Origin of the sequence: Acidovorax sp. LjRoot194 (assembly GCF_964253015.1) — a bacterium.
Lineage (GTDB): Bacteria > Pseudomonadota > Gammaproteobacteria > Burkholderiales > Burkholderiaceae_C > Acidovorax.
On sequence record NZ_CAXUQB020000001.1, the window covers coordinates 736,568 to 763,147 of the forward strand.

Consider the following 26,580-nt stretch of genomic DNA (forward strand, 5'->3'; position numbering starts at 1 on the left):
GGCAGAAGGGTTGGCGAACCTGTCCATGCCCGTTCCCATGCCTGCCCGGTTGCATTCGCCGTCTCATCTGAACTGAACTGAACTGGCGACGCGGTGCCTTGTCATGCAGCCGCGTTCAGGAAGATGGCCGGGGTGGGCGACGGTGTCTTGCCTGCAATGCGTGGATGGGCTGACCCCGGTGCACATCATCAGGACATCCGCGCGCCTGCTCGCCAACTAGCCAGTCGGGCATCGTGCGCCTATCCCGGCGCAGCGACGCCACCGCTGCCATCGCCGCCACTGCCCGGGCGGGCAGGTGCGACGCTGGCAGACACGGCATCTTTCAGCGGCCGAGCAACGGCAAACCCAGGGGACTCAGTTGCCCGCTTCCTTGACGGAGGGCAGCTTGGACACCAGGCGCAAGGACACCGTCAGGCCTTCCAGCTGATAGTGCGGACGCAGGAAGAACTTGGAGGTGTAGTAACCCGGGTTGCCTTCCACTTCGTTCACTTCGACTTCGGCAGCGGCCAGGGGCTTGCGGGCCTTGGTTTCTTGCGACGAGTTCGATGGGTCTCCATCGACGTAGTTCATGATCCAGTCGTTCAGCCAGCGCTCCATGTCGCTGCGCTCCTTGAACGAGCCAATCTTGTCGCGCACGATGCACTTGAGATAGTGCGCGAAGCGGCAGCAGGCGAACATGTAGGGAAGGCGCGCCGACAGGTTGGCATTGGCCGTGGCGTCTGCGTCGTAGTACTCGGCAGGCTTGTTGAGCGACTGGGCGCCGATGAAAGCGGCCACGTCCGAGTTCTTGCGGTGCACCAGCGGCATGAAGCCGTTCTTGGCCAGCTCTGCCTCGCGGCGGTCGCTGATGGCGATTTCGGTGGGGCACTTCATGTCCACGCCGCCGTCGTCGGTGGGGAACGTGTGCGCTGGCAGGTTTTCCACCGCGCCGCCGGATTCGACACCGCGGATGGACGTGCACCAGCCGTAGTACTTGAAGGACCGGTTGATGTTGACCGCCATGGCGTAGGCCGAGTTGGCCCAGCAATACTTGCTGTGGTTGCCGCTTGCGGTTTCTTCTTCGAAGTCGAACTCGTCCACAGGGTTGGTCTTGGCGCCGTACGGCAGACGCGCCAGGAACCGTGGCATGGCCAGGCCGATGTACTTGGAGTCGTCCGACTCGCGCAGGCTGCGCCATGCAGCGTACTCGGTGTTGGTGAAGATCTTGGTCAGGTCGCGGGGGTTGGCCAGTTCTTGCCACGAATCCATCTGCATCAGCGCGGGGGAGGCGCCGGAAATGAACGGGCAGTGGGCAGCGGCAGACACCTTGGCCATTTCACCGAGCAGTTCCACGTCAGGGGGGCTGTGGTCGAAGTGGTAGTCGCCCACCAGGCAGCCGAAGGGCTCGCCGCCGAACTGGCCGTACTCTTCTTCGTAGACCTTCTTGAAGATGGGGCTCTGGTCCCAGCCGACGCCCTTGTAGCGGCGCATGTTGCGGTGCAGCTCCTTCTTGGAGATGTTCATGACGCGAATCTTGAGCATCTCGTCCACCTCGGTGTTGGTCACCAGGTGCTGCAGGCCGCGCCAGGCGCCCTCGAGCTTCTGGAACTCCGTGTGGTGGATGACGAGGTTGACCTGCTCGGACAGCTTGCGGTCGATCTCGGCAATGATGGCCTGAACGGTCTGGTATGCATCGTTCGAGATGGTGGTGACCGAGGCCAGTGCCTGCTGCGCCAGGGTCTGGACCGCGGCTTCCACCGCGTCGCGTGCCTGGTCGGTCTTGGGCTTGAACTCCTTGTTCAGCAATGCCGCGAAGTCGTGGCCTTCCAACGACTGGGCGGTGGATGATTCATTGATGGCTACTGCGCTCATGGGTAATCTCCGTTCGCTGGGGCGGCTCAGGCGGCGTCGTTTTGAACTGGGCCTTCGGCAGGCGCAGGGGCGGGTTTGGAGCTGGCAGCCAGTGACTTGAGCAGTGCGGGGTCCTGCAGCACCTTGCGGATCAGCTCTTCGGCGCCTTGCTTGCCGTCCATATAAGACAGCAGGTTGTGCAACTGGGTGCGGGCTTCGAGCAGCGTGTTCAACGGCCCGATGTTGCGCGCCACCGCTGCGGGCGAGAAGTCATCCATGCTTTCAAAGGTCAGGTCCACACTGAGGTAACCCTCGCCGGTCAGCGTGTTGGGCACCAGGAACGAGGCCCGGGGCTTGATGGACTTCATGCGGGCATCGAAGTTGTCGATGTCGATGTCCAGAAACTTGCGGTCAGCGATTTCCGGCAGGTTTTCCAGCGGCTTGCCAGAGAGGTCGGCCATCACGCCCATCACGAACGGGATGTGCACTTTCTTTTCCGAGCCATAGATTTCCACGTCGTACTCGATCTGCACACGCGGAGCGCGGTTTCGGGCAATGAACTTCTGTCCGCTTTTTCCCACTTTGGTGATTGACATGGTTACCTCTCTCAAGTTGGCTGGCCGATAAACCCGTGGCCCGCGCTAGGGTGGCCATTTGGTTCAAATGCTTACAAAGTTGTGTGAATTCGCTACGGTTTGTGGTCGCCGAAACGAATCGTTCCTGGGTGTCATGCCCGGGCAAAGCTGCTCAGGACATGACCGCGTGACACCTGATACACAGAATCTCTCTTCGGCGCCCGAGCAATGCAAGATTTCATGCCTGTTCTTCGCCTCCAAAAGCTATGCCACTTCGGTGCTTCAGTATCCAATCTGCCTATGAAGTGTCTGTTACAGTTCGTAGTTCAGGACGACTGGTCCGGCTGGATTCCAGTGATCACCTCAATTTGCGGCAGGCTTTGCGGAGCGAGTTCACGCAGGATGTCGATGAAACTCATGCCCATGAGCTTGGCGGACCGGCGGATCAGCAGGGACGCAGGGTTGGTGGGCTCGGTGGATTCGAGAAATTCGGCGATCTTGACCAGTTGCTTGATGGCATCGTCCCGGGTCCTGATTTCCCCATTGGAGTCCGGTGGCCGGATCGTCACGGTGCTGCCTGGGGTGTCTGCAGCGTCCGCCGCGTCGGCAGGCGCCTGCGCCTCTTGCTTGCCTTTGGGCAGCATGGCGTTGAGCAGCGATACCAGGGACTGGATGTTGCCCAGGTCGGGCTGCTGGTGGTGGGGCAGCTTGTCCGTGCAGATGCGGACGAGCTTTTCGAGCCCTTCTTTGGCCGTGGGCACGGCCAGCAGCAGCGGGTAGCCCTGTTCGAGCGCGCTGCCCATGCCCAGCCGCAATTGCTCCACGGTGAGTTGCGCATTGGACTCGGCACGTTGGCCGCGTGCCAGCGCTTCCGCATCGCGGACGGTGAAACTGCCGAAGTTGGACGCGAGAAACTCCGTTTGCCGCAGCTCCCGGAGCAGTCCGGTCACATCGTTCAGCATGGCGACCGCGTTCATCCGCATGAAATAGTCGTCATCTTCCGGCAGCGGATGAATGGTGTCCCAGTAGCTCTCCAGCAAGGCGCTCATCAGCGTCAGCCCGCGTGCCAGCCCGACGAAACCTTCCGTGTTGGTCCACGACCGGCACAGCAAGCCGGCGATGCGCATGTCCTTGCTTTGCCGCAGCAGCTGCAACGCACTGCTTTCGACCGACTGCCAGTCAGGATCTTCTGCCGGGATGATGGTGTCACCGTACTGCTGCTCGATCTTTCCGCGCGCCAGTTGCTCCAATGCCAAAAACTCCGCCGCGTAGGTCATCTCGGGACCGCAGGGCGGGTTGGACGGAGCTTCGCTCAGGAGGTCGTCGATATCGGTCATGGTGGATTTCTGTGGAAGTGCGAGCAGCGGGGTGGCAGACCTGATCAGATTCTGGAGAAAAGTTGCGTGAAGAGCCAGCGGTCGCAAAGGCCTTCGTGCAGCAGTTCTTGATAGCCCACGCGGACGGTGGGAGACACCCACCAAAGACTTTGCTCGCGCAGACCGGCGGCGCGCAGCCTCCAGTCGCCGGGGGGCAGCACGATGTTTTCAGCAGGCTGTTCGCCCACCGCGGATTGATGGGCGCGCGAGGCTTCAGTCAGGTCCGTCAGGATGTCGTGAATGAGCGAGGGTTCGCGTTCGATCGGGGGGGCGGACTCGAAGGGGCTGGTCAGCTGGGTGACCCGCCTGTCCAGCTCGTCGACCGACAGCGTGCGGCGCCGCGCCTCCACGATGGCCGCGCGGGCGCCTGCCAGGAAGGACTTGACCTCCGCGTCATCGGCGAAAGGACAACCCGTCCGGGGTGCGGTCGCCATCACCGTCAGCGGGTAGTAGCGGCCGACGCGGTCCATGCTGGGCGCCAACGCACCCATCACCGGTGAGCCCGACGAAGCGACATGGGCGATGAAAAACCACAGGGGGGCACTCACAAAAGTGTCTGGCCAGCCTGCGTCGTCCGCCCTGCGCAGCTCGTCCATGCCGGCGCGCAGCCAGCCATCCCACTCTGTCGTCAGCGCGTGCGACATGCGTCGGCCCGCGAAGTCGCCGAGGCTGGGCAGCTTTCCGTACCAGGCGATGGACGCCTGCGCGTAGGCTTGCGTTTGGGTGCCGCGGGTTTCCATGCCTAGAGGTTGCTCGGACATTCGAACTCTTCCATCGCCTTGAGCCGGAATGGGTTGAAGACACTGCTGGTGGTGACTTCAAACCGGACCCTGCGACCGTCCACATTGAACACCGCCGAGAACTTCTCAGGCGCGTTGCCCGGCAGGATCTGAGCGCGGTCGAAAAGCCTGTGCAGCGCCCAGGGCCCTTCGGTGACCAGGCCCGAGTTTTCGCCGGTAGCGGTGGTGATCTGAAGCCGGACCTGGCCTGTACCACGGGTGCCGGGCCAGTTCATCGACTTCGGAATTTGCGGGCCGTGCTGGTAGCGCAGCACATCGCCATCGACATCCAGCACCATCTGTGAAATGGTCGCATCCATTTCGATAGGCTTTATGTCCAGGCGAATGCCCGGCGCCTTGCCGCCCGCGCGGAAGTACACGTCGCGGATGGTGGCGGCTTTCTGGAACGATGCCAGCGACGCCGACCCACCGACCGGTGTCCCGTCCACGCCTTGCTTGAAGGACCAGGTGGCCGCCGAGATGTCGACCATGGGTTGCAGGGTGCTGCGGAAGAACTCGTCCATCACGCCGCCGACTGCGAACAGCTTGGCAAAGTCGTCCGCAGTGACATCGCGCCCGGCGCTGCGTGTGAAGGGATAGCGGCCCAGGATGGCACGGCGGCAGAAATCGCCGATGGTGGCGTTCAGGTTGCCGCCGATGGTGCTGCGCACGTCACGCCCTACCATGGTGGATGTCGCTTCGGCCAAGTCGGTGTACATCAGATTCAGCGGAGGGGGCAGGCGTTTGGCCTCGGCACGCACCCGTTCCAGCGTCGATGACAGCGTGGGCGGTACCGTGCCGCCGGACTTGACCTGCTGCCGGGCCGATGCAATCACGGCCGATGCTTCGTTGAGCACCTGCAGGCTTTGCGTCAAGGGCGACGGACCCGAGCCATTGCTGGTGGCCAGGCGCCGGTACTCCCGGAAGCGGAAGTCGACGATGTCCGCTTCGAGCGTGCCGCTGGCCGCCAAGCCGCCCACGTTGACCTGCTTGCCGGTCAGCCTGCTGAGTTGCCGCTGTTCTTCGCGGATGCGGTTGAGCTTTTCGCCCAGCCAGCTGCTGGTGCTGGCACCGCTGTCGGTATCCGCATCGGGGCGGCGCGCCAGCGTGGTTTCCTTGGACACGGCGCGAATGAACTGCTCCAGGCTGGAGTTGGCCGAGGAGTACAGGCGCGCCTGCTCGCCCGCCTGGTCCAGCGATCCGATGCGGGTGGGGCGCACGTCGGCCAGGTAATCCTCCCACAGCTTGGCGTACTCCATGAGGTACAGGCGCTTCACTTCGTTGGCGACCTGCCCGGTCAGGACTTCCTGGGCCGTGCTGCGCTTGCCGTCCGCCTGGCCCAGCACCCAGCCTTCTTCCTTGGACAGCAAGGTGGTGACCTTGGGAAGCTCGTGCAGGAACACGCCGTGGTATCCGTCGTACGTGAAGAGGCCGGAGATGCCTTGCGTGAGGGGTCGTCCGCTGCGGCGGCTGAACACCTGCGGTGCTTCGGGGCCGCTGGCGCGCACCACGCTGAAGTCAGCGGGCAGGTTGTTGCCTGTGGTCAGCAACTGCTTGAGCCGGCTGTAGGCGCGCTGGGCCGGCGACATTTGCGCCAGCCGCTGCCGCACCTCGTTCACCAGCGCGGTGTCGACCGGGGTGGGCGACAGCACGATGCGGTCGTCCATCAAACGATCCAGGTGGTGTGACAGCCTGTCACCGACACCTGCCTGCACCAGTTGGGGCGTCAGGCTCGCATCCCACTCGTGGCGAATCCATGCCTTCACGGTGCGCGCGTCGAAACGGTCGGCGTCGTGAATCATGAGGTAAGCCTTCAGCGCTTCGTAGCTGGCCTCTGGATTGTTGGTCGAGGTTTGCTGCAGCGAGCGCCGCAGCTGCCGCACGATGCCGGGCAGCCAGGCGTCTTCCAGCAAGCGCAGGTAGGTCGTGTCCGCAGCGGTCTCCACCTTCGGCACCTGCAGCAGGCCCCAACGCCAGCTGACCGGGGGCGATCCGGTGTAGCGCTCGCTGGCGGCCAGGGATTCGGCGTGGTCCAGCAGGGGCAGCAGTGCCACCAGGTTCTCCGGGTCGCCGGTCTTGGCTTCTTCCACGGCCTGGCGCAGGGTGGCAGCGCTGGCCTTGACCTCTTCCAGGTACGCCAGGTTGTTCTGGTTGCTGACGCTCCAGGCCAGGGCTGCACCGCTCAGGGCGAGTGCCAGCGCGATCAAGCCGCCGGCCTGCATCAACCGGAGCTGCCGCTCTTTCTTGGCGTTGCGGCCGGTGAGCCCCGCTTCGTTGAACATCACGCCCTTGAAGAGCGTCTCGATGAAGAAGCTCTTGCCCTGCTGGCCCGCGCCTGCCTTGACATGGCTGGCAATCGAGAAGCGCCGCTTGAGCGCCGACAGCACGCGGTCGAACGGCATGCCTTCTTGCGTGCCGCTGGTGAAGTACACCCCGCGGAACAGCGGCTTTTCCTTGAAGCGCGATGACGAGAAGGCTTCCTGCAACGTCTGGTTCACGACCTCGCGGAGGCCCACGAACTGCTGAGGCAGGGCATAGATCAGCCCGCGGCGCGCCAGGTCCTGCTCTGCCAGCAGGCGCTGGGGCAGCAAGCGATTGATCTGCGCCACCAGTGCGTCGAACTCTGCGGTGAACTGCGCCGTCGGATCGACCGATGGAGCGTTCTCCTTGTACTTCTGCGTGAATCCCCAGACCTGCGAGCGTTCGTCGCGGGTCATCTGGCCGAAGAACTCGTTGAAACCTGCCAGCAGGTCGGCCTTGGTGATCAGAACGTAGACGGGGAACTTGATGGCGAGCTCGTCGCACAGCTCACCGAGCCGTGTGCCGATGGTCTTGGCCAGCCGTGCCCGTTCTGCTTCGGAGCTGCTCAAAAGCTCCTGCACGCTGAGCGTGACGATGACGCCATTGATGGGCTGTCTTCCCCGAAAGCGCTTGAGCAGTTGCAGAAACCCCGACCAGGCGGCCTTGTCCTGGACAGCGTCGCTTTCCTGCGTGGTGTAGCGGCCCGCGGTGTCCAGCAGCACGGCCTGGTCGGTAAACCACCAATCGCAGTTGCGAGTACCGCCGACGCCCCGGATGGAGCCCTTGCCGAATTGCTCGGCCAGCGGGAAATCCAGGCCGGAGTTGACCAGCGCGGTGGTCTTGCCCGAGCCGGGCGAGCCGATGATCAGGTACCAGGGGAGCTGGTACACGTAGCGCTTGGTGAACCGGCCGAAGAGGCCGCTTTCCGTGGCGCCGAACCGAGTCTTGGACAGGACGTCCACGGCTTCCTTGAATCGCCCCTCCAGTTCGGCCACTTCTTCCTGGCCTGGCGCGAGTTCATCGGGCGTGTCGCGGCCGGCGGTGAGCCGCGACAGCTGACCCATCAGCTTGTCGTTCATCCGCTTGGCGCGCCACCAGTGGAAGAGCAGCTTGATCACCCAGATGGCGAACAGGGCGGCAATCAGCGCCCAGCGGACGCTTTCGCTCTCCAGCGGTTGATAGGGCTTGATGTAAACCAGGGGTCCGATGAACCAGATCACCAGGCTCAGCAGGACCAGGCCGATGAAAGCCAGTGTGTAGCGGTTGAACAGCAGCGCTGCCATGTTTCTCAGCATGCTCATTTCCTGATGCCTTCCGTGCGTGGGGCATTGCCGCTGAGCTGCAATTCGTTGTCGCGCACTTGGGGCGCTACCAGCAGAACGATTTCCACACGCCGATTTTTGGCCTTGCCTTCGCTGGTGGTGTTGGGTGCCACGGGGTCGGCCTCGCCACGGCCCTCTGCGTGAACGCGCTGTCCCTCGCGCACGGTGCGCAGCAGCATGTCGGACACCGACTTGGCGCGGTCTTGGGACAGGTGCCAGTTGGACGGGTAGCGTGCGGTGCGAATGGGGGAGTTGTCGGTGTAGCCGTTGACCACGACCTTGCCGGGCACTTCGTTCAGCGCAGTCGCGATGCGCTCGATCACCTGCACGTAACGGGGCTTGACCACATTGGAGCCCAGGTCGAACAGGCCATCGCCGCGCAGGATGATGGTGCTGCGGTCGGCCTGGTCGATGACTTCGACCAGCCCTTCGCGGATCTCAGGTTCGAGGAACTGGCGCAGCCGGGGTTTGTCCACGCTGGCGACCGCCGCAATGGCCTTGGGGAACCGGATCGCGTTGATGGAGGCAAACAAGGCATCCGACTGGGCCGCGAGGCGGTAGCTGAACCACAGGAACAGCGCGAAGGCCAGCAGCAGCGCCAGGGCCGCAGCGACCCACAGCGGCACCATCGTCCAGGGAGGCGCGGCTTTGCGCTCTTCGCCTTTCCAGTGGATCGACAGCGCGCCGCTGCGGTCGCCGCGCGTGCTCTCGATCAGCGCGAGCAGCCGCGCCTTGAGGGTCTCCAGCTGGCTGCGGCCGTTCTCGATCACCCGGTAGCGGCCTTCGAAACCGAGCATCAGGCAAAAGTACATGAGCTCGATGAGGTCGATGTGCTGGTGCGGGGTCTGCACCAGCTTGGCGAGCAGCTGAAAGAACTTTTCGCCGCCCCACGTTTCGTTGTGCAGCGCCACGAGCAGGCTGAACTTGGGCCAGACGCCCGAGCCGCCCCAGGGCGTTTGCGCAGCGGCCTCGTCCACCACGGTGCAAAGGCAGTAGCGTGCGCCGATCACGGTTTCTATCGGAACGCCGGCCACCCCCGCGCTGCGCTCGAATTCGCGGATGTTCGTGAGCAGCAGGCGTTGAAAGCCTTCGGGGTCGGCGTTGGATGCCATCGCCCGGATCTGGGGGATCAGGTTGAGCAGCACGTTGGCAGAAGCGACCAGCGGGTTGCCGCCGCTCACTACGTCGGGCAGGCTCGTGCGGGGCAGGGCGTTGGCGGGCTGCGCGGGCATGGAGGTGTCCAGCAGACCTGGATCTCCCGGCCCGGTGTGGTCGCTGGCACTGAAGGCGAAGACGTTGTCCGTCATTGGCATCGTTATGGGTGTTGTTATCTACGGATCGCCCAGAACTCCAGCTGGAGTTCCGGGAACTCGCCAGAGACGTGCATGGCCAGGCCGCCAGAGTTGTTCAACTGGCGCCACAGGTCGTGCGTGGTGTCGACCTCGAAGTAGGAATACCCGGCGTGGTAAGGGATCTCGCGCGGCGCGACAGACAGCGAGCGCAGGACGACCCCCGGGAGGTGGAGGTTGACCAGATCGCGGATCTTCTCGACCGGGCCCAGTTTGGTCTGCGTCGGAAAGTGGGTGCGCAGAAACTCCACCGTGGTCTGTGCATGCACCGCGAGCACGAAGTCGCAGGTGGTGAGCAGTTCGGTAGACGGAATGAGCGCCACGCGCACACCGTACTGCCGCTCCTGCAGCTCGATCTGGATCGCGTTTTGCTCCAGCACCGAAGACAAGCCGCGGCGCAATTCCAGCATCAGCGGCGGAAAGCAGCTGCGCAGGTCATCATGGTCGTAGGCTGGCAAAGGCGCAGGGCGCCGCTGTTCGCGGGTGAAGGTGGCAAGCTCTCCGGCCATCTTCAGGAGATCATCAAAGAGCCGCTCGGGATGGATCGTGCGGACCCGGACCCAGTGCTCCACTGCAGGCTCCCATCGGTTGATGAACTGCAGCATCAGGAAGTCGCCCACCTCGCCCACGCCACCACGCCCGGGCTGGATCAGCCGCTCTTCGAGCGCGGCACCCCGTTGGCGCAGCAGGCCATGCAGTTCGCGGCAAAAGGCGAAAAGCGCGGAGGTCTCGGAGTTGTTGACCACCGTGGGGATGAAGGTCTTGTCCAGCAGTACCGAACCGTCGGACTTGCGTTCCACCACATGGGCCGCGGGCAGGGAGACCCAGCCATCCGACAGATCCTGCGATGCACGCAGGCTGAAGCGGGCAATGCCCAATTGCACCTCGGCGGGTTGCGCGCCCACGTCGTTGACATCGGCCACTTCGAGCACCTGTGCCTGGTAGCGCGTCATGCCCAGGTCACCCTCACCGAGCGTGACTTCAGCCCCGCTGCGCCGGCGCAGCGGGAGTGACAGGTGCACCAGGGTGTCCTTGGTGTCCTTGCCCACGTCCAGCGGGGCAGGGGCATCATCGACCTGCGGGATACGAAACGGTGTTCCGTCAGGCAGCACACCGTGGGCGGATACCACGGCGATCTTGCCCAGCGCCAACATCTGGGTGTCCAGGGTGAGTTCCGAGAACCCCCAATAGAACGGCTGTGCGGGCAATGCGCGGCCCTGCACCAGAAAATCGACGTACCGCTCTTGCTGCTGAAAGTGCTGCGGGCGCAGGAACATGCCCTCGGCCCACACCACCTTGCGTTGCCAAACCATGGTTCTACCTTGAAGTTATTTGATGCTGTACCCGGACGGCTTCACGCGAAACCGTGACGAGATAGTGAACGGGCTTGAGCCGCTCTGTTTCGCCCAGGCCCCACCAGCGGCGGCGCATTTCCACGGAATTCGGTGCATCGATGGACGCCCGCCAGGTGCTGCGCTCGAGGTCTCTGTAGCTGGCAAAAAAGCCGAAGGCCCGCACGTCGGGGTTGCCTTTGCGTTCGATGATGCGACGCTCGCCGGGAGCGATCAGTATCTCTTCCCGTCGCACGAAGTCGCCGCCGAGCTGGCTTTCATCCTTGTCCAGCAGATCAAAGAAACTGGAGCGTTCGAAGGTCACCGGGGTGCGCAATTCGTAGATGCGCAGCAAGACCGGTTTGGGCATGCCGTCCACATCGGGGTTCAGGCTGCGCTCGGCCATGATTTCGATGATGGCGGACGGCACCGCGGTGGGCGCCTCAGTGGGCCGATTGAGCGTGTTCACCACACCGCAACCTGCCAGCGATGCCCCTGCAATGGTCAGCAGAGGGGCTGTCTTCAGGATCGTGCGCCTTGAAATGGCGTTCTGGGTCGTGCTCATGGCAGCATCCTTCAGGTTCAGTTGACGGTGTGATTGGCGGACACCCACACCGCAAATGCGCTGAGGTTGTCTTGGTGGGGGCGGCCCTTCGACATGACGGTGTCTGCCATGTCCTGCAGCCAGACGTCGGGCCGCTCGGACGCCTGGAGCGCTTGCTCCATCGCGGATTCGTGAAGGTTCTCCCACAGTCCGTCGGAGCACAAAAGGAAGGCGTCGCCCTCCATCAGCTCCATGGACTCATGAAGCACCGTGGGCGGCACCTGCGACTCGGCACCCACCGCGCCAGCGAGCACGCTGCGATTGGGCAGCGAGCGCGGGTCGCCGTTGGCGTACATGCCCGCGTGCAACAGTTGCTGCACCACGCTGTGGTCTTCGGTCATGCGGTGGACCTTGCCGCCGCGAAACCAGTAAAGCCGCGAATCGCCCCAGTGGGCCCACAGCGCCCGGCCTGTGACGGGTTCGATGCACAGCAGCACGACGGTCGCACTCATGTGCATGCGCGAGGTGGACGTGGGCTGTTCTTCGGAGACGGTGTGCTCTGCGCGAAAAATCAGCGACGCGAGGCTCGCTGGCGCAAACATGGGGTTCTCGCGGTAGCCGCCCAGCACTGCGTCGACGGTCAGGCGCGCTGCCAGCGCGCCATTGCCGTGGCCCCCCGCGCCATCTGCCAGCGTGCAGCAAAATCCCTTGGGCCCCAGGTCGATCATGCCCAAGTAGTCTTCATTGGAGGCGCGACCTCCCTTTTGGGTAATGGCAGATACCGACAGCTGCAACCGGTGCGCCTCGCCTGCAATGTGAGCGATCAAAGGTTCTCCCCCGCAGCCTGCGCCGCAGCTTCATAGGCATCCACAAAAGTCTGACCCGAAAAAGCCATCAGGTCATCTTCTGCGTTGCGGCGAATGGCGTCGTAGCGCTTTTGGAAGTCGTCCCACAGGGCGGCTTTGCGGTGTACGGACGAAATTTTGGACAGCAGGCCGGAGCCCGCGGCCGCGTCCTTCTCCAGTTCGGCAGGGCTCAGGCGCGCCACGGCCTCGGCATAGGCGGCGCGGATTCCGGCCATCAAGGCGATCTGGTGCACTGCCAGATCCTTGTAGGCCTCTTGCATGGCCGGCACGGGCTTCATGAAGCCTGGGAACGTCTGGCCCGCCAGCTGCAGCATCACGCCGTCGGCGGTGGGCAAGAACTTGAGGGGGTTGTTGGCGCCGGAGGCAATGATGGTGACGTCCGCACGAAATTCCCGCTTGATCTCCGACCGAGCCGACAGCAGGTCGATGGAGCCTTGCACCGCCACGCGCAAGGCTTCACCGAACCCGCGCATGAAGTCGGGAGACAGGGTGATGTTCACTTTTCCGGGCTCTATCGCTGCACCTTCAATGAAGGCAGCGGCCAGCGCATCCAGCGTGGCGGTGGAAGCAGCGGTCGCTGTCGCTGTCGAGGGTGCGGGTGAAGATGGTGCAGGTGCAACAGGCATCTGAGGCGGCTGGGCGGCAATCGGCGCAGCCAAGGCCTTTGGAGGGATCGCAGCAATCGGCGCGGTTGGCGCGGTTGGCGCGATCGGGGTGATCGGTGCTGCAATGTCCACTTCCCGCAGCGCCTGAGGCGGCGGTGTGGGCTGCGCTGTCGACAGCGAGGGGACGGGGTTGCCGAGAACGCTCTCGGCATGCAGTGCACGTGCACGCTCGGGCTGCGGTCGTTGCACGGCGCTGTCCAGCCCAGCGAAATCGCCCATCGCGCTGCTGGGCTCGGCGGCTTGTGCAGGCCATGGCTCGGACGCACCCGGTGTTGTGCCCGGCGTCTGGAGGGAATCCATGCCCAGCAGTTCTGCGGAAGAGCCAGCCGTCAGGGCGTCCAGCGAGCCACCGTCAAACAGCCCGAGGTCCAGGCCTTGCATGGCGTGCAGCCCGGCGCTGACTACGGGCTCCGCAGGCGCGGGCGTCGTCGGCGCTGCTGGCGGCACGGCGTTGGTTTGGCGGTGCTGCACATCGCGCGGCATGCTGAAAACCTGCGTGAGGTCCGAGCCGCGGGACATGCCGTGGTCCTCGGACTCCACATACATCGACTCCCCCGGCTCGCGAAACAGCTTCAACGGGTTGAGTTCGACGGTGGGGTCCAGACGCTCCGGCAGACCGGTGTGCGCGGCATTGTCCATCTCTCCCGCAAATTGAGCCGACTTCGGCAGGGCTTGCAGGAGATCGTCGTTCTTGAGCTGCGCGACTTCGGCCAGGCTTTGGGCCACAAGGTCCCCGCTCCACGGGTCCTGGCGATTGGCAACCTCCTTCGGGTCGGCCGCAAACGGATCGAAGTCGTCCGGTATCACCATGGCGCGGTGAGCGATCGGCGCGGTGGGCTTAGGCCTGGCGGCGACTGCGGGTTGCCTGTCGAACGGATTCGGCAGCGCTGGCTCCGCAGGGGTCGGCAGGGGAGGCACGTCTGCCATGGGCGCTGCAACAGCTACAGGCGCAGCCTGCGGTGCATGAACGGCCTGCGCTGCATGCACCACTGGCACGTTTGGCATGGCAGAAGACGCCTGCGGAGTCTCCACACGGCCCAGCATCGCAAATGGATTGGTGTCCGAAGCAGCGCTTGCTGCCGACGATGGCAGCGGTGCGTCGGGCAGGCACGCAAGCACGAGGTCCGGCATGTAAGGGTCGCCCCCCACGATAGGCTGGATGTCTGCCCACGGATTGGGCAGCGAGGCAAGGTCCAATGACGGGCTGGACGCCACCGCGGCAGCCACAGGCAGCGGCGCGTTTTGCGGCACCGGTACCGGTGGCGCGACGGGCGAAGGCGCAGTCGAGACATCGGGACTTGCTGGAGCCTTGGTCGGCGCCTGGGTACTGGGCTTTTGGCCGGGCAGCACTGCCCGCAGCTGGTAGGGCCCGATTCCGATTTCCGCGCCGGGCACCAGGGGCACCTCCTGGCCGGAGAGAACTTCCAGTCCGTCGACCTGCACGGAGCGGCGCTCGCACAGATTGGCAATGTAGGCCTGGTCGGAATCCAGCCGAACCATGGCGTGCACGCGCGCCACCATGGCGTCGTCATCCGGCAACACCAGCTTGTTCTGGCCTGCACGCCCGACAGTTCCGCCGGCCATGCCAAAGATGGCAGACCAATGACGGCCCACCGGGCCGCCTGATTGGTGCGTCACCACCAGTTCAATCTTGTCCATTGCGTTCGCGCTCGCGTTGTCTCGGTTCTGCTCAGGATGTCTTGCGTGTGCGCTTGTTGCGCGCCGCATTGCGGGCGTTGATGAACTCACGTCCCCACACCGGGTGGCCCTTCTCGGCTTCGGTCAGCTGGAAGGTGGGGTCCTGCTCCAGCGCCAGTTCAAACTGCTGGCGGCAGGGACGCGGGCGTCCTGCAGCGCAATGGCTGAACGCCATGAACTTGCGGGCCTTGATTTGCGACGTCAGGGGCAGCTCCGGGGCGTCGGCCAACGGAGTCAGCTTGGCAATCGCTTCATCAAATTGGCCATCTGCATAGACGTTCAGCGCTTCTGTCAGCAGAGCCTCTTTCTGCGCGCGAGGGTCCACCGGTGCGACCGGTTCAGGGATGGGGGGCGCGGGCGGTGGCGCTTCCACCTTGGGCTCGGGGGCCTTGGGGGCTGTCTCGCAAGCAGTCAGAGCCAGGGCTGCGCATCCGATGATCAGAGCGCTCCAGAAACGGTTTCGCATGGGTTTATCTCGCGTCAAAGTCATGGGTGATCGTGATCGATTGTTCCGGCTCGACCTTCAGCGTCTTGCGCACGGTCTCAAAGCCGGGATTGCTGAAATCAATGGTGTGCGACCCGGGTGGAAGCTTGATTTCCGTCAGCGGTGGGGTCACCCCCAGCCGCTTGCCATTGAGGGTCACGTTCGCCCACGGCGATACGCGAAGCTGCACATTGTTTTCGGTGCGCATCGGCCTGCGTGCGCCAAACGCGCCGGGCGAGCCGCCATCCAGGGCCATCGAGTGGCCACCTGCCGCAGGTAGCAGCGGTGTGATGGCGGTAATGACGGTGCTGTTGAGCGAGAAGACGAGGGGATTGGCGCTGTCCTGGCCTGGGCGGTTGTTGCTGCCCTGGCCTGCGATTGGCCGGCTGCACTGCCAACCGCGCTTGCCTTGAGCCTTCACGTAGGCGTCGCGCCACGGTGTGTTCTGCAGCTCGTACTCTTCCAGCGCGAAAGAGGGCCGGGCGTCGAATGCGGCGTCGAAGGCCGCGTCGCACCGGGCCCACTCCTTGTTGGTGCAGTACACAAACGCCAGGTACTTGTGCGCGGTGGATCGCTCGCGGCGGTCGGGCAGGCCGGAAAACAGCGACGCCTGCAGCGCCTTTTCTGCCAGATCCAGCTTGCGCGAGTCGTAGAGCGAAATGCCTTGCCCCAGATATTGACGACCGGCTGCAGCATCCGGGCCGCGCGTGTCCGGCGCCGGGGGCTCATTGCAGTCAGAGGATGCAATGGCTGAGCCCGCACCCAGGCAGAGACAAAACGCGACCCGTCGCAGTAAAGCGTTCATTGGCATGTCAGCAGGTGTCGGCGATGGCTTTACTTTTACTACTCGAACTGATGGCTGATCACCACCGGTTCACCTTTTTTGACCTGCACTGTCTTGACGACAGGCGCGGCTGCGGGATTGCTCACCTCGATGCGGTGCGACCCTTCCGGAAGCTCGATATGGGTCAACGGAGGTGTCGTCCCCAGCGAACTGCCGTTCACGGAAATCCGGCCCCAGGGGCTGATGCGCAGCACCACGCGCCCCACATCGCCAATCGGCTTGGTCGGTTTGGGAGCCACCAACGGCTCCGTGGCAGCGGGAGTCTCTGGCTTGGGCGGGACCGTGGCCGTGGCCGACGTGCTGCCTGTTGCGGCTGGCGTCGTAGCGGAAGGCGTCGCCGGGCGCTCGGGTGTGCCAGGCGCGGTGGCAACCGTCTCGGCAGGTGGCAGCGCAGCCGGCGGCGTGGTGGTGGCCACGGGCTCCTGCACTTCCATGCGGTTGAGCAATGCCATGGCTTCGCTGCGGTGCTTGCCGGTGGGGTAGCTGCTCAGGTAGCCGTCCAGTGCCGCCACGGTACCGGCGGCCTGCGCTTCGCGCCAATGCTGGTCGTCCAGATTCACTGCCAGCTCCGCAGCTGGCGGGCTCGACGGGCTCCCTTGCGTGCCCCACCACACGGCCAGCGCCGCCACGGCGACAAATGCCACGCCGACAGCGGCCCACCGCAGGGCCGGCGCGCGGGACGCTGGTTGATGCATCTTCCCGCTCGCTGCGGCGCCGCTTTGTGGTCGTGCGGCTTTAGCAGATGTAGAGGGAGTCGATGGGATGGCGGCTTGGGGGGTGGCCGCGGCTGCAGACGCGCGTGCGTCGACTGGCGGCAAGGCCGCGTCGCTCGCATTGCCGACCACCGCGGCGTCGGACGGGGGCGCATGACTCACCATCGGCCCGTCCTGGCGATGATGGGGCTGTGCTGGCGGCAGCATCGCAAAAACTGCATCCGCAGGACTTGCCGATGGGAGCGGTATCGGCTGCCCGCCGAGTGCTGGAGCTTGCGCCAACGGATCCCAGGCAGGATTCGCCTGGGGCGCCTCAGTCGGGGCGTGTGCGGGCGCTACGGTGCGCACTGGCTCGCCCAGTGGTGCTGGGCCGGTCTGCGCCGCGTCTGCCTGCACGGCCAGGGGCACGGCGGGTGCCGAGGCGGCCGGGTCCTTCCACGGGGCAGACATGGGCATCGTGAAGGTGGTGATGCCCAGCAGCTCCTTGAGTGCGGCGATCGTCTGGGGGCGGTCCTGCGGCTTGACGGCCAACGCGCGGTCCACGCCGTGCAGAAACTGGGCCGAGTACCCCGGGTAGGTCGTGGTCGAGAGCGCTGCCACCGGGTCGTTGATCATTCTGGCCACGGAGGTGGCTGGCGGCTTGCCGGTGATCGCCAGATACAGCATCGCACCGATCTGGTAGATGTCCGTCCACGCGCCCTGCGGCATGGCGCCGTCGTCCACATACTGCTCGATCGGGGCGAAGCCGGGCTTGAGCACCATCGTCAGGGCCTGCGTCATGTCACCGATGATGCGGCGTGCAGCCCCGAAATCGAGCAGCACGGGCATCCCCGAGTTCTGCAGGAAGACGTTGTCCGGTGCGATATCGCGGTGGTAGCAGTCTGCCGCGTGCAGCATCTCCACCACATCCAGGACGGGGCCGACGATGGCCGCCAGCATGCGCTGGTTCATCCGGTCCTGCTGCGCGGTCAGAAACTCCCTGAACGTCTGCCCTTCGTAGTGGCGCATGACCATGTAGGCCGTGCCGTTGAACTCGAAGAACCGGTACACATGCACCAGGGCAGGGTGCGAGAACTTGGCCAGCAGGCGTGCTTCGTTGATGAAGCTGCGCAGCCCGGCATCGAACGCACCCCGGTGCTGGGAGCGGACGTGGATTTCATTGGAAGACTTGCGCCCAGCCAGGGTGGCTGGCATGTATTCCTTGATGGCCACCACCCGGTCCAGGCTGATATCCCGCGCCCGGTACACGATGCCAAAACCGCCTTCACCAATGACGTCGAGCAGCCGATATTCACCGACTTGCACGCCAGGCGCCAGGCAATTGGCTGATCCTCCAACGGTGTCAATCATGACGTGACGCCTCTGCTTTCATTCTCGGTTACGGCTGTACTTGATTCGCTGGCAAAGACATTTCTGCGGTACGGCCCACGAACAGGTCGGCATGTCGGATGCCGTTGTTCAGTGAAAAGATCAGTGCACCAACGCCGCCCTGGGCTGTAGATGATTGATGTCATGGCGCAACACCGCAAAACGGGACAACTCGCTGTCGGACAAGGGTTTTGGGCACATTTCGCAACACATTGGAGGCCTCCAAGCGCAGGCCATAGAGGTGCGAAAGCGCGGGCGAGTCTAACGTGAAGACATTACAAAATGCGTCACGAAATGCGGCTTTTTGAACGCGGAAACACACTGTTTCCAATGTTGCCCAGGTACGTTCATTTGCTGTCACTTGAAACCCTTTTTTTGACGCCTTCCCCGTAACATCCGCCCGCAAACGAGCTTGCGAGGGAGGGAAACCAATGCAGGCACGCCAGCGATGCGCCGTCTATCGGCGCCGTGTGTGCAGGAGCGTAGTGTGGAACAAAGACGCACTCTCGCTTTTGTAGAACACGTTTATCGCAGGCTGGTCCCTCTCAGGCAGCTTGTCTGTGAAAGGCTTCGCATCCCCTTGTGGGGCCTTGATCGTGGGCGCGTTTGCCCGCAGCAGGGTTTGTTCTCGCATTTTTTGAACCAAAAAGAGGTACGTGATGACTGTCGCAATATTTATGAAAGTGGAAGGTGCCAGCGGTGAGTCGAAAGACGCTGCGCACAAGGATTGGACCGATGTCGAGTCCTTCACCTGGGGCGTGACCCAGCCTCATTCGATGTCCAGCGGCGGTGGTGCCGGTGCGGGCAAGGCCGATTTTCAGAACCTGAACATCGTTGCCAACATCGACAAGTGCTACCCCGCCGTGCTCAAGCATTGCGCGACGGGTAAGCATTTGGGCCAAGTGGAAATCTCGATGTGCAAGGCCGGCGGCACGCAGATCGAGTTTGGCAAGATCACGCTGACCGACGTGATGGTGACCAACGTCACCGTCAGCGGCACCAGCTCTGGCGACACCGTGGTGGTGAACTACGCGTTCCAGGCTGCCAAGATCAAGACCGAGTACTCCGAGCAAACCTCGCAGGGCGGCAAGGGTGCTACGAGCCAGATGGGCTTCAGCATCAAGGAAAACAAGGAAGCCTGATAGCTGGGGCTTCGCCCCCTGGCTGCTTTCTTCGATGCGCACGCTGGCTGCGCATCCCAAGAGCCGCGTCTACGGATGCGGCTCTTTTTTGCCCGCTTGACGGCGGCCCCATCGATTTCACCCCCGCTGAACCGGCGCCACGCGTTGCACTGCCCCTGTGCGACTGTTGACTGGTGAGCGCCAAGATACACACCCATTTGCCATGACCCGCCGCGTCACGATCCAAACCCCTTTGGGCGAACAACTGCAGTTTCGCAAACTCGACGGCACCGAGTCCTTGAGCGAGCTGTACTCGCTGGACATCGACCTGGTGAGCCAGAGCAAAAGCATCGACCCCAAGGCACTGCTGGGCAAGGCGGCATCGGTCGTGGTCGAGATCGAAGGCCTGGGCAAACGGTATCTGAGCGGCCTCGTGACGCACTTTGGCATGCAGGGGCAGGACCACCGCTGGGGGTCCTACCGGATGCGCCTTCGCCCCTGGCTGTGGGTGGCCACGCGCAAGACCGACTTCAAGATCTTCCAGCACAAAACCGTGCCGGACATCATCATGGAAGTGCTCGGCAAGTACGGCTTTCCCATCGAGAAAAAGCTCACCCGCACCTACCGCACCTGGGACTACTGCACCCAGTACGGCGAGAGCGACTACCAATTCGTGGCGCGCCTGCTCGAGCACGAAGGCGCCTACTACTACTTCACGCACAGCGCGGGCAGCCACACCCTGGTGCTGGCCGACGACATCGTGGGCTCGCACAGCCCGCTGCCCGGTGGCCACGTCATCCCGTTCTACCCACCGGGCAAGGCGGCCGTGGCAGAGCGCGAGCACTTCCACGCCTGGGAGCTGACCCAGGAAGTGCAGCCCGGACGCCACTACAACGACGACTACGACTTCAAGAAACCGCGGGCCGACCTCTCCAACATGCGCCAGAACCCTCCGGGGCACGAGCATGACAAATACGAGATCTACGAATGGCCCGGCGGCTACACCGAATTCCCGGACGGCGAGACCTACGCCCGGCTGCGCCTGCAGGAACACCTGGCCAAGCAAAACCGCGTGCTGGGCCGCGCCAACAAACGCAACCTGGCGCCCGGCTACACCATCAACCTGGAAAACTACCCCCGCGAAGACCAAAACCGCCAGTACCTGGTGCTCAGCGTGCACTACCACTTCGAAGAAAACCCCGAAGTGAGCAGCGCCAAGGCAGGTGGCGCCACGGCGACCAAGAACACGCAAGAGGCGGGCTCCATCCAGCAATTCGTGATGCGGGCGCAGCCCACGAGCAGCGACTACCGCCCCCCGCGCACCACAGAAAAGCCGCGCACCCGCGGCCCGCAGACCGCGGTGGTGGTGGGCCCGCCCGGAGAAGAAATCTGGACCGACAAGTACGGCCGCGTCAAAGTGCAATTCCACTGGGACCGCATCGGCGCGATGGACGAGAACTCCAGCTGCTGGGTGCGCGTGTCCACCAGCTGGGCCGGCCCGCAGTTCGGCGCCGTATTCATCCCGCGCATCGGCATGGAAGTGATCATCGACCACCTGAACGGCGACCCGGACTACCCCATCCTCACGGGCTGCGTCTACAACGCCGTCAACATGCCCCCCTGGAGCCTGCCGGGCAACGCCACGCAAAGCGGGATCCTCACGCGATCGAGCAAAGGGGGCGCTGCGGGCGCGGGCATGAAAAATGGCCCGGGTGACGCCAACGCCCTGCGGTTTGAAGACAAGGCGGGGCAGGAGCAGCTGTGGCTGCACGCGCAGAAAGACCAGCTGACCGAAGTCGAGAACGACGAAGAAAAGTGGGTGGGCCGCGACCGCGAGAAGACCATCGACCGGGACGAGACCAACACGATCCACCGGGACCGCACCGAGACGGTGGACCGCAACGAGAAGATCACCGTGCACGGCTGGCGCACGGAAGAGGTCGATGGCGACGAGACCATCACCATCCACAGCAACCGCAAAGAGCGGGTGGACCACAACGAAACCGTGGACATCGGCGACAACCAGACCTTCAAGATCGGCATCAACCGCACCAAGACGGTGGGCAAGAACGAGAAGGACAAGATCGGCAGCAACTGGTCCATCAAGGTGGGCAAGTTCAAGACCGAAACCATCGGCATCGCCTACCTGCAAAACGTGGGCGTAGGCCGGATGGAGAACGTGGGCGTTGTCTACAACCTGAACGTGGGCGCCATGATGGCCACGCTGGTGGGCAAGACCCAGACCACCAAGGTAGGCAGCGACAAAAGCACCACGGTAGGAACCAAATACACGCTGACCGTGGGCGGTGGTAGCGCGGGTGCTGGCGGAGGGGCGGCCGGAGCAGCAGGGGTGAAGAACATCGTGGCGCCATCCGGAGGCGAAGGAGATGGCGCTGGCGGAGGAAATAAATCCAACATCACCATGGAGGCAGACAGCATCACCCTCCAGGTGGGGCAAAGCGTCATGGTGATGAAGGCCGATGGCACCATCACCATCAACGGCCAGGAAATCGACATCGTGGGCTCCAAACACGTTGGTGTGGAGTCCAAGCGCATCGACTTGAACTGAGCAGGCACCATGAACGGACCGGACCTGCTGATGCCCGCGCCGGTGCAGGCAGCACCCTTGGCGGAAATGCGCAACCACACTAGCTTTGAAAGTCAGTACTTTCAGATGATGGACACAGGCGACGAGGTGTTCCACGTCATTGCCTGCCGCGTCACCTATGACCTCGCGCGCCTTGACGCCGATGGAACGCCCCAGTTGGCGCAACATCAGGTGCCCTTGGTCGATGCGGACCAGTTTTACGCACAGCCCACCACCAGCAGCTGCATTCAAGAAAGCGACTTCGCGCCCTACAAGCCGCAGTGCGACATCCTGCTGGCCAACGCCACCGCTTACTCGCCAGAGGGCCAGCCAGAACGCCGCTGGCCCGTGGGCGCGCGCATCGGCAATTGGCAAAAAGTGCTGGCAGTCACCGGCCCGCGCCGAATGCACGAAGGAGTGCTTGGATGGAAGGTTACAGAGCCAGAAAAAGCCACCGAAGTCCCATTGCGCTGGGAGCTGGCCTACGGAGGCACCTGCCAATGGCCCCTGCATCCCGCTGCCGACCAAGAGCCTGAGATATGGGCACCCTACGAGGCGAACCCCATAGGCTGCGGTTGGGTCGACAAAGCGTGGCACAAGAAAAGCCGAGTGGACGAATTCTCTGCGCCACAGATCGAGGCCTTCAACCAACCTTTCGATGCCAACGCAGCCAATGCCATGCGATACACACCTGTGGGTGTGGGCCCGGTCGGCAAATGGTGGACCCCCAGGCGCGCAAAGGGCGGCACTTACGACCAGGCCTGGAAGGAAAGCCGATGGCCCAGGCTGCCCAAGGACTTCGACTTCGGCTACTGGAACTGCGCCCCCGAAGATCAACAAATACCTTACCCGGAAGGCGGTGAAGAAATCCTTCTGGTGGGCCTGACTCCCGGTCAACGCGTGTTTAAGTGCCAATTGCCTCCACCGGCCGTGCACGCCGTGGCCCGCCTGAAGGTCGGCCCGGTGCTGCCTCTGCCCATGCGTCTGGACACCATCACCGTCGATTTCAAGGCCAGGACGCTCAGTTGCGTCTGGCGTATCCAAGTAGCGGCACAGTTTGGCGTGCGCGTGCTGGAGCTGCGACGCGGGCAGGTGCCTGCATGAGCCCGACGCCAGCGTCCATCCCCGCAAGCAACGCTGGGACAGCCAAAGCGCAGGTCAAGCCCAACAGCTACCCGCGCCCAGGTGACATGGGTAACTGCGTCGGTTGTGTTCTGCCCAAGACCAGCCCGCTGCTCAGCCCGCCCAATAATCGCCCCGAGACCGAGGAAGAAGGCTGGTTCGACAAGTTCAAGCAAGGAGCCAAGGACGCAGCGCAGTACTACAAGGACAACATCTCGGAGTCGATGCACGAGTTTGGCGCCAACGCCATGGACACAGGGGGTAAGGTGGCCATGGCCGGGGGGGCCACTGCGGCTGCTGGTGGCATGGTGGCGGCCACGGGTATCGGAGCGCCAGTGGGTGCGGGCATGGCCACGGCGGGTGGCGCAGCGGCAGCAGCTGGAGGCGTGGTGGGTGCAGTGGGGGTGGGCACTGACTCAGCGGCGACCGTGTTGGACACAGCAGCCACTTGGATCACTGAGGGCAAGCCGCCAGACATAGTGAAGCCAGTTGTAGCCTTGGGAGAGCGGGTTCTGACCAGCATAGTGCTGAGGAAGGTGCCAGGATTGGGTGGGGGTAAGCCCCCGACCAAAAAATCTAATAGCAATTCCGGCGGGTACACCAAGGGGTGCAAGCATTTAGAGAAAGGCCCGCCCGGAGCCAAATACCAAGGTGGTAGCCACCGGAGAGTTCAGGAAGATAGTCAGAAATATGTGCGTGAATCACACCATATACCGCCAAAAAGTGTCAGCCCTCATGGGGCGCTTGATGGTCCAGCAATATCAATGGACTATGAAGATCACCGGGCGCTTAATAGTACTGGCAGGCGTCTGAATAGTGCGGCTTCAAAAGCACAAGAACGCTTAGCGCATTCTGGACCTAAGGGTTTTGCGGCCGCAATTCTTGAGGAAATCAATGATATTCAGAAGGTCAATAAAGATGGAAAATACAACGCAGCAATAGAATGGATGTTGTTGTACGCTGCATGCATGGGTTATATAGGTATCGGTAAGAAATAATATTGAGGTTTTTATGAGTAACCTGGATTCATTGCTCTCTTCTTTGTTGAAAGATGCTAGCAGCGAGGAGTTGAATACGCCATTGGTGTCCTCGGGTGATGTTCATTCTCACAAGGGGGGAAATAACGGACATATTTATGTGGGATGCCTGGCGCTGTGGCTTCTGGAAAGAAAGGCATTAGTTTTTGGTATGCATATAAAACAGCAGCACAAAAAAATGGTTGATGACGTCATGAAGATAAACCCTGGCGCCATGTCTGAGAAATATCTCGATGGCGAGATATGGATGGACGATGTTGGCGAGAATTTGAAGACGTTTGTGGCAGACTACGTTAGAAATGATGCGCTATATCCTGCGGATTTTGAAGAGATAACTATTGTTAAAGCGGGTAAAAATATAGGGGATTTCATACCTGATGATAAGGAAACTTACAAGATTGTCGCAAATATTATTAATCAAAGATATGCTTTGTATGCTTCCGGAGATGCTCGGTGGAAGTTCGTAGAAAGTAAATATGTAGAGTTAGAATTGGAGGAGTGGGAGAGGTCGGAGGCTGGCTGGCTCAATGCAATGAGCCAATTGAATATAATTAACCCCGTATCAGAGCAGGGTAGGCGACAAGATTTAAATAAGTTTTGGGCGCTGGTTGATCATTCTGCAGAAATCGCATCCGAAAAAGTGGCCTCGGTATTAGTCGCACAGACGGGTAAGGATCTGGGCGACGGCGTATGGGAGTCTGTCAGAAATTCCTTGGCAAATTTTCCATTTGAAGTGGCAATTAATGCCATTTTCAAAGATGCGATGCGGCTCAATAAGATTGGATCTCTGAGTGAAATCTTGAGTCCTTGGGATAATCTCGATAAAGATCAAGTAATTGAATTATCGGTGATTTTCGATTCTTTGGATAATGATCGAAAGCTTGCAATACTATCAGCGATTAGGGAAGGTGTGAGAAATCGCGAAGACTGGGCAAGAGAGTGGGATGAGGTTCTCTCGCACTAATATGACACGAATTACATATTGATTTATGGCCAATGAAGCAGCAACTGCCAAAGATGCTCAGTTCGTTCTTGTCAATTTGGTGCCCGATGTGTGTTTGACGCCGTCCAAAAAGGGTTATCCAGTACCTTACGTGATCACTCACCAGATGGACCAGAGTGAGCAAACGTCACCCAATGTCTTCTTTCGAGGTAAAGAAGCGTATTTGCATAACGAAAGCTATGTGGATAACGTGCGCGGCGATGAGCCAGGTGCGGGCAAGGGGGTGGTCAGCGACACCCACGTGCAGATCAGCCACAACATCGATAAAAGCGCCACGGTATTTGTAAACGGGCGACAGATCGTGCGCACGGGCGACAAGATGTGGATGAACTGGCGCAAGCCGTGACGAATACGTGGTCCGTTTACTACTAAATTGATAGCTATTTGCGCTTGTAAATAAAGCGGTAGATGTCAATTCAACTTCAGTAAATAAGCACGCCAAGCTGTGGTGGCTGCACAGTTTGGCGTGCGCGTGCTGGAGCTGCGACGCGGGCAGGTGCCTGCATGAGCCCGACGCCAGCGTCCATCCCCGCAAGCAACGCTGGGACAGCCAAAGCGCAGGTCAAGCCCAACAGCTACCCGCGCCCAGGCGATATGGGTAACTGCGTCGGTTGTGTTCTGCCCAAGACCAGCCCGCTGCTCAGCCCGCCCAATAATCGCCCCGAGACCGACGAAGAAGGCTGGTTCGACAAGTTCAAGCAAGGTGCCAAGGACGCAGCGCAGTACTACAAGGACAACATCTCTGAGTCGATGCACGAGTTCGGAGCCAATGCCATGGACACGGGGGGCAAAGTGGCGATGGCCGGAGGCGCTACGGCGGCGGCTGGTGGCATGGTGGCGGCCACGGGGATAGGAGCTCCGGTGGGCGTCGCTATGGGCGCGGCGGGCGGTGCAGCGGCAACCGCTGGAGGCGTGGTGGGTGCAGTGGGCGCAGGCACCGACACAGCAGCGACAGCGCTGGATGCAGCAGCGACGTGGATCACCGAGGGGAAGGCGCCAGACTTGGTGCAACCTGCATTGGCGTTGGGAGAGAGGTTGCTGACGAACATGGTACTCAAGAAAGTGCCGGGTTTGGGGGCAGGCGGTAACGGCAACAAAGATAAAGGAGGCGGTTCGGGCTCCGGAGGTGGGTACATCCCTGGAGTTCTCGGCCCGTGCTTAGTAGGGAGTTACCACGCGATCAAAGATGCATGTGTTGCGCAGGGCGGGCAAACCCATCATATTGTTGCGGATAAAACCTTTGGGACGACAGCACGCAAGTCGAGAGAGCAGGATATAGGCCGCATTCCAGGCAAGGGAGGCGTATCCGCTCAAAACTTCGATGCTCCGTCCATCTGTCTGCAGGGAAATGCAAAAACAGCGGGAACCCAACATAACACTGCACATCAAGCTGACGCAAAGGTCAAAGTATTAGGTGATCAGAAAGATAATGGGCCTCAAGGAACTGCGCCCATGGGTGAAATCATCAAGATTTATGAGAAAGCGGCAATTGCTGCGCGCCCTGACTGCAAAGAGCAGATCGAAAATGCAGTGAAAAAGGGTTTTAGGAATGTTGACAAGAACCAGTCAGGTCGGACCACAGACTCTTTGCCAAAGGGTGAGTCCAAAGAACATTTAGAGCAAGGTCAAAAGGCTCCTCGTCGAAACGGTACCAAGAGATAAAAA

General features: G+C 62.2%; 20 protein-coding genes. 7 read left to right on the forward strand and 13 right to left on the reverse strand.

What is annotated here, in order from left to right:
- Positions 1-354: 354 nt before the first annotated feature.
- From tssC to ACSQ3N_RS03525, 13 genes are all read right to left on the reverse strand, one after another.
- Positions 355-1,851: a type VI secretion system contractile sheath large subunit gene (gene tssC, locus ACSQ3N_RS03465; RefSeq protein ID WP_056164323.1), complete on the reverse strand. Its 1,497-nt coding sequence runs from the start codon at positions 1,849-1,851 to the stop codon at positions 355-357.
- 26 nt (positions 1,852-1,877) lie between these two features.
- A complete protein-coding gene (gene tssB, locus ACSQ3N_RS03470; protein WP_056164327.1) occupies positions 1,878-2,426 on the reverse strand; it encodes a type VI secretion system contractile sheath small subunit in 549 nt (182 codons plus the stop codon).
- Positions 2,427-2,731: 305 nt separating this feature from the next.
- Positions 2,732-3,742 carry a type VI secretion system protein TssA gene (gene tssA / locus ACSQ3N_RS03475; protein ID WP_436145592.1) on the reverse strand — a complete coding sequence of 337 codons (1,011 nt, stop codon included), beginning with the start codon at positions 3,740-3,742 and terminating at the stop codon, positions 2,732-2,734.
- Between the two features lie 44 nt (positions 3,743-3,786).
- Positions 3,787-4,542 (reverse strand): type VI secretion system-associated protein TagF, encoded by a 756-nt coding sequence (gene tagF, locus ACSQ3N_RS03480; protein ID WP_082516772.1) that lies wholly within the window; start codon positions 4,540-4,542, stop codon positions 3,787-3,789.
- Positions 4,524-8,156, reverse strand: a complete 3,633-nt coding sequence (gene tssM / locus ACSQ3N_RS03485; protein ID WP_436145593.1) for a type VI secretion system membrane subunit TssM — start codon at positions 8,154-8,156, stop codon at positions 4,524-4,526. The genes tagF and tssM overlap by 19 nt, the downstream gene beginning before the upstream one ends.
- 2 nt (positions 8,157-8,158) lie before the next feature.
- Complete coding sequence (locus tag ACSQ3N_RS03490; RefSeq protein WP_056164335.1) at positions 8,159-9,496, reverse strand: DotU family type VI secretion system protein; 1,338 nt, start codon at positions 9,494-9,496, stop codon at positions 8,159-8,161.
- Positions 9,497-9,510: 14 nt separating this feature from the next.
- Positions 9,511-10,845 (reverse strand): type VI secretion system baseplate subunit TssK, encoded by a 1,335-nt coding sequence (tssK, locus tag ACSQ3N_RS03495; RefSeq protein ID WP_436145594.1) that lies wholly within the window; start codon positions 10,843-10,845, stop codon positions 9,511-9,513.
- A 4-nt stretch (positions 10,846-10,849) separates the two neighbouring features.
- Positions 10,850-11,428 carry a type VI secretion system lipoprotein TssJ gene (tssJ, locus tag ACSQ3N_RS03500; protein WP_436145595.1) on the reverse strand — a complete coding sequence of 193 codons (579 nt, stop codon included), beginning with the start codon at positions 11,426-11,428 and terminating at the stop codon, positions 10,850-10,852.
- Positions 11,429-11,445: 17 nt separating this feature from the next.
- Positions 11,446-12,234 carry a PP2C family protein-serine/threonine phosphatase gene (locus ACSQ3N_RS03505; protein WP_056164345.1) on the reverse strand — a complete coding sequence of 263 codons (789 nt, stop codon included), beginning with the start codon at positions 12,232-12,234 and terminating at the stop codon, positions 11,446-11,448.
- Complete coding sequence (tagH, locus tag ACSQ3N_RS03510; protein WP_436145596.1) at positions 12,231-14,597, reverse strand: type VI secretion system-associated FHA domain protein TagH; 2,367 nt, start codon at positions 14,595-14,597, stop codon at positions 12,231-12,233. Before tagH ends, ACSQ3N_RS03505 begins: the two co-directional genes overlap by 4 nt.
- 31 nt (positions 14,598-14,628) lie before the next feature.
- Complete coding sequence (locus ACSQ3N_RS03515) at positions 14,629-15,102, reverse strand: TssQ family T6SS-associated lipoprotein (RefSeq protein WP_436145597.1); 474 nt, start codon at positions 15,100-15,102, stop codon at positions 14,629-14,631.
- A 4-nt stretch (positions 15,103-15,106) separates the two neighbouring features.
- Positions 15,107-15,925: a PEGA domain-containing protein gene (locus tag ACSQ3N_RS03520; RefSeq protein WP_436145598.1), complete on the reverse strand. Its 819-nt coding sequence runs from the start codon at positions 15,923-15,925 to the stop codon at positions 15,107-15,109.
- A gap of 38 nt (positions 15,926-15,963) precedes the next feature.
- Positions 15,964-18,027: a protein kinase domain-containing protein gene (locus tag ACSQ3N_RS03525; protein WP_436145599.1), complete on the reverse strand. Its 2,064-nt coding sequence runs from the start codon at positions 18,025-18,027 to the stop codon at positions 15,964-15,966.
- A 677-nt stretch (positions 18,028-18,704) separates the two neighbouring features.
- Between ACSQ3N_RS03525 and ACSQ3N_RS03530 the strand changes: the two genes are divergently transcribed.
- The 7 genes from ACSQ3N_RS03530 (at position 18,705) to ACSQ3N_RS03560 (ending at position 26,577) form a co-directional block, all read left to right on the forward strand.
- Complete coding sequence (locus ACSQ3N_RS03530; protein ID WP_056164359.1) at positions 18,705-19,187, forward strand: Hcp family type VI secretion system effector; 483 nt, start codon at positions 18,705-18,707, stop codon at positions 19,185-19,187.
- A 202-nt stretch (positions 19,188-19,389) separates the two neighbouring features.
- Entirely contained in the window at positions 19,390-21,735 is a 2,346-nt protein-coding gene (locus ACSQ3N_RS03535) for a type VI secretion system Vgr family protein (RefSeq protein WP_436145600.1), read from the forward strand.
- A gap of 9 nt (positions 21,736-21,744) precedes the next feature.
- Positions 21,745-22,857, forward strand: coding sequence for a DUF2169 family type VI secretion system accessory protein (locus ACSQ3N_RS03540; RefSeq protein ID WP_436145601.1), 1,113 nt, complete (start codon positions 21,745-21,747; stop codon positions 22,855-22,857).
- Complete coding sequence (locus ACSQ3N_RS03545) at positions 22,854-23,873, forward strand: hypothetical protein (RefSeq protein WP_436145602.1); 1,020 nt, start codon at positions 22,854-22,856, stop codon at positions 23,871-23,873. The genes ACSQ3N_RS03540 and ACSQ3N_RS03545 overlap by 4 nt, the downstream gene beginning before the upstream one ends.
- Before the next feature lie 13 nt (positions 23,874-23,886).
- A complete protein-coding gene (locus ACSQ3N_RS03550; RefSeq protein WP_156371956.1) occupies positions 23,887-24,876 on the forward strand; it encodes a hypothetical protein in 990 nt (329 codons plus the stop codon).
- Positions 24,877-24,901: 25 nt separating this feature from the next.
- The gene (locus ACSQ3N_RS03555) at positions 24,902-25,261 is read left to right on the forward strand and encodes a DUF4150 domain-containing protein (RefSeq protein WP_056164364.1); all 360 of its coding nucleotides are present in this window, start codon (positions 24,902-24,904) and stop codon (positions 25,259-25,261) included.
- Positions 25,262-25,419: 158 nt separating this feature from the next.
- Positions 25,420-26,577: a hypothetical protein gene (locus ACSQ3N_RS03560; RefSeq protein WP_156371957.1), complete on the forward strand. Its 1,158-nt coding sequence runs from the start codon at positions 25,420-25,422 to the stop codon at positions 26,575-26,577.
- The last annotated feature ends 3 nt before the right edge of the window (positions 26,578-26,580 follow it).

Excerpts from the sequence above, each read along its gene's own strand:
- tssC (WP_056164323.1), bottom strand. The coding sequence starts at position 1,851 with ATGAGCGCAGTAGCCATCAATGAATCATCCACCGCCCAGTCGTTGGAA.
- tssB (WP_056164327.1), bottom strand. The coding sequence starts at position 2,426 with ATGTCAATCACCAAAGTGGGAAAAAGCGGACAGAAGTTCATTGCCCGA.
- tssA (WP_436145592.1), bottom strand. The coding sequence starts at position 3,742 with ATGACCGATATCGACGACCTCCTGAGCGAAGCTCCGTCCAACCCGCCC.
- tagF (WP_082516772.1), bottom strand. The coding sequence starts at position 4,542 with ATGTCCGAGCAACCTCTAGGCATGGAAACCCGCGGCACCCAAACGCAA.
- tssM (WP_436145593.1), bottom strand. The coding sequence starts at position 8,156 with ATGCTGAGAAACATGGCAGCGCTGCTGTTCAACCGCTACACACTGGCT.
- ACSQ3N_RS03490 (WP_056164335.1), bottom strand. The coding sequence starts at position 9,496 with ATGCCAATGACGGACAACGTCTTCGCCTTCAGTGCCAGCGACCACACC.
- tssK (WP_436145594.1), bottom strand. The coding sequence starts at position 10,845 with ATGGTTTGGCAACGCAAGGTGGTGTGGGCCGAGGGCATGTTCCTGCGC.
- tssJ (WP_436145595.1), bottom strand. The coding sequence starts at position 11,428 with ATGAGCACGACCCAGAACGCCATTTCAAGGCGCACGATCCTGAAGACA.
- tagH (WP_436145596.1), bottom strand. The coding sequence starts at position 14,597 with ATGGACAAGATTGAACTGGTGGTGACGCACCAATCAGGCGGCCCGGTG.
- ACSQ3N_RS03515 (WP_436145597.1), bottom strand. The coding sequence starts at position 15,102 with ATGCGAAACCGTTTCTGGAGCGCTCTGATCATCGGATGCGCAGCCCTG.
- ACSQ3N_RS03520 (WP_436145598.1), bottom strand. The coding sequence starts at position 15,925 with ATGAACGCTTTACTGCGACGGGTCGCGTTTTGTCTCTGCCTGGGTGCG.
- ACSQ3N_RS03525 (WP_436145599.1), bottom strand. The coding sequence starts at position 18,027 with ATGATTGACACCGTTGGAGGATCAGCCAATTGCCTGGCGCCTGGCGTG.
- ACSQ3N_RS03530 (WP_056164359.1), top strand. The coding sequence starts at position 18,705 with ATGACTGTCGCAATATTTATGAAAGTGGAAGGTGCCAGCGGTGAGTCG.
- ACSQ3N_RS03535 (WP_436145600.1), top strand. The coding sequence starts at position 19,390 with ATGACCCGCCGCGTCACGATCCAAACCCCTTTGGGCGAACAACTGCAG.
- ACSQ3N_RS03540 (WP_436145601.1), top strand. The coding sequence starts at position 21,745 with ATGAACGGACCGGACCTGCTGATGCCCGCGCCGGTGCAGGCAGCACCC.
- ACSQ3N_RS03545 (WP_436145602.1), top strand. The coding sequence starts at position 22,854 with ATGAGCCCGACGCCAGCGTCCATCCCCGCAAGCAACGCTGGGACAGCC.
- ACSQ3N_RS03550 (WP_156371956.1), top strand. The coding sequence starts at position 23,887 with ATGAGTAACCTGGATTCATTGCTCTCTTCTTTGTTGAAAGATGCTAGC.
- ACSQ3N_RS03555 (WP_056164364.1), top strand. The coding sequence starts at position 24,902 with ATGGCCAATGAAGCAGCAACTGCCAAAGATGCTCAGTTCGTTCTTGTC.
- ACSQ3N_RS03560 (WP_156371957.1), top strand. The coding sequence starts at position 25,420 with ATGAGCCCGACGCCAGCGTCCATCCCCGCAAGCAACGCTGGGACAGCC.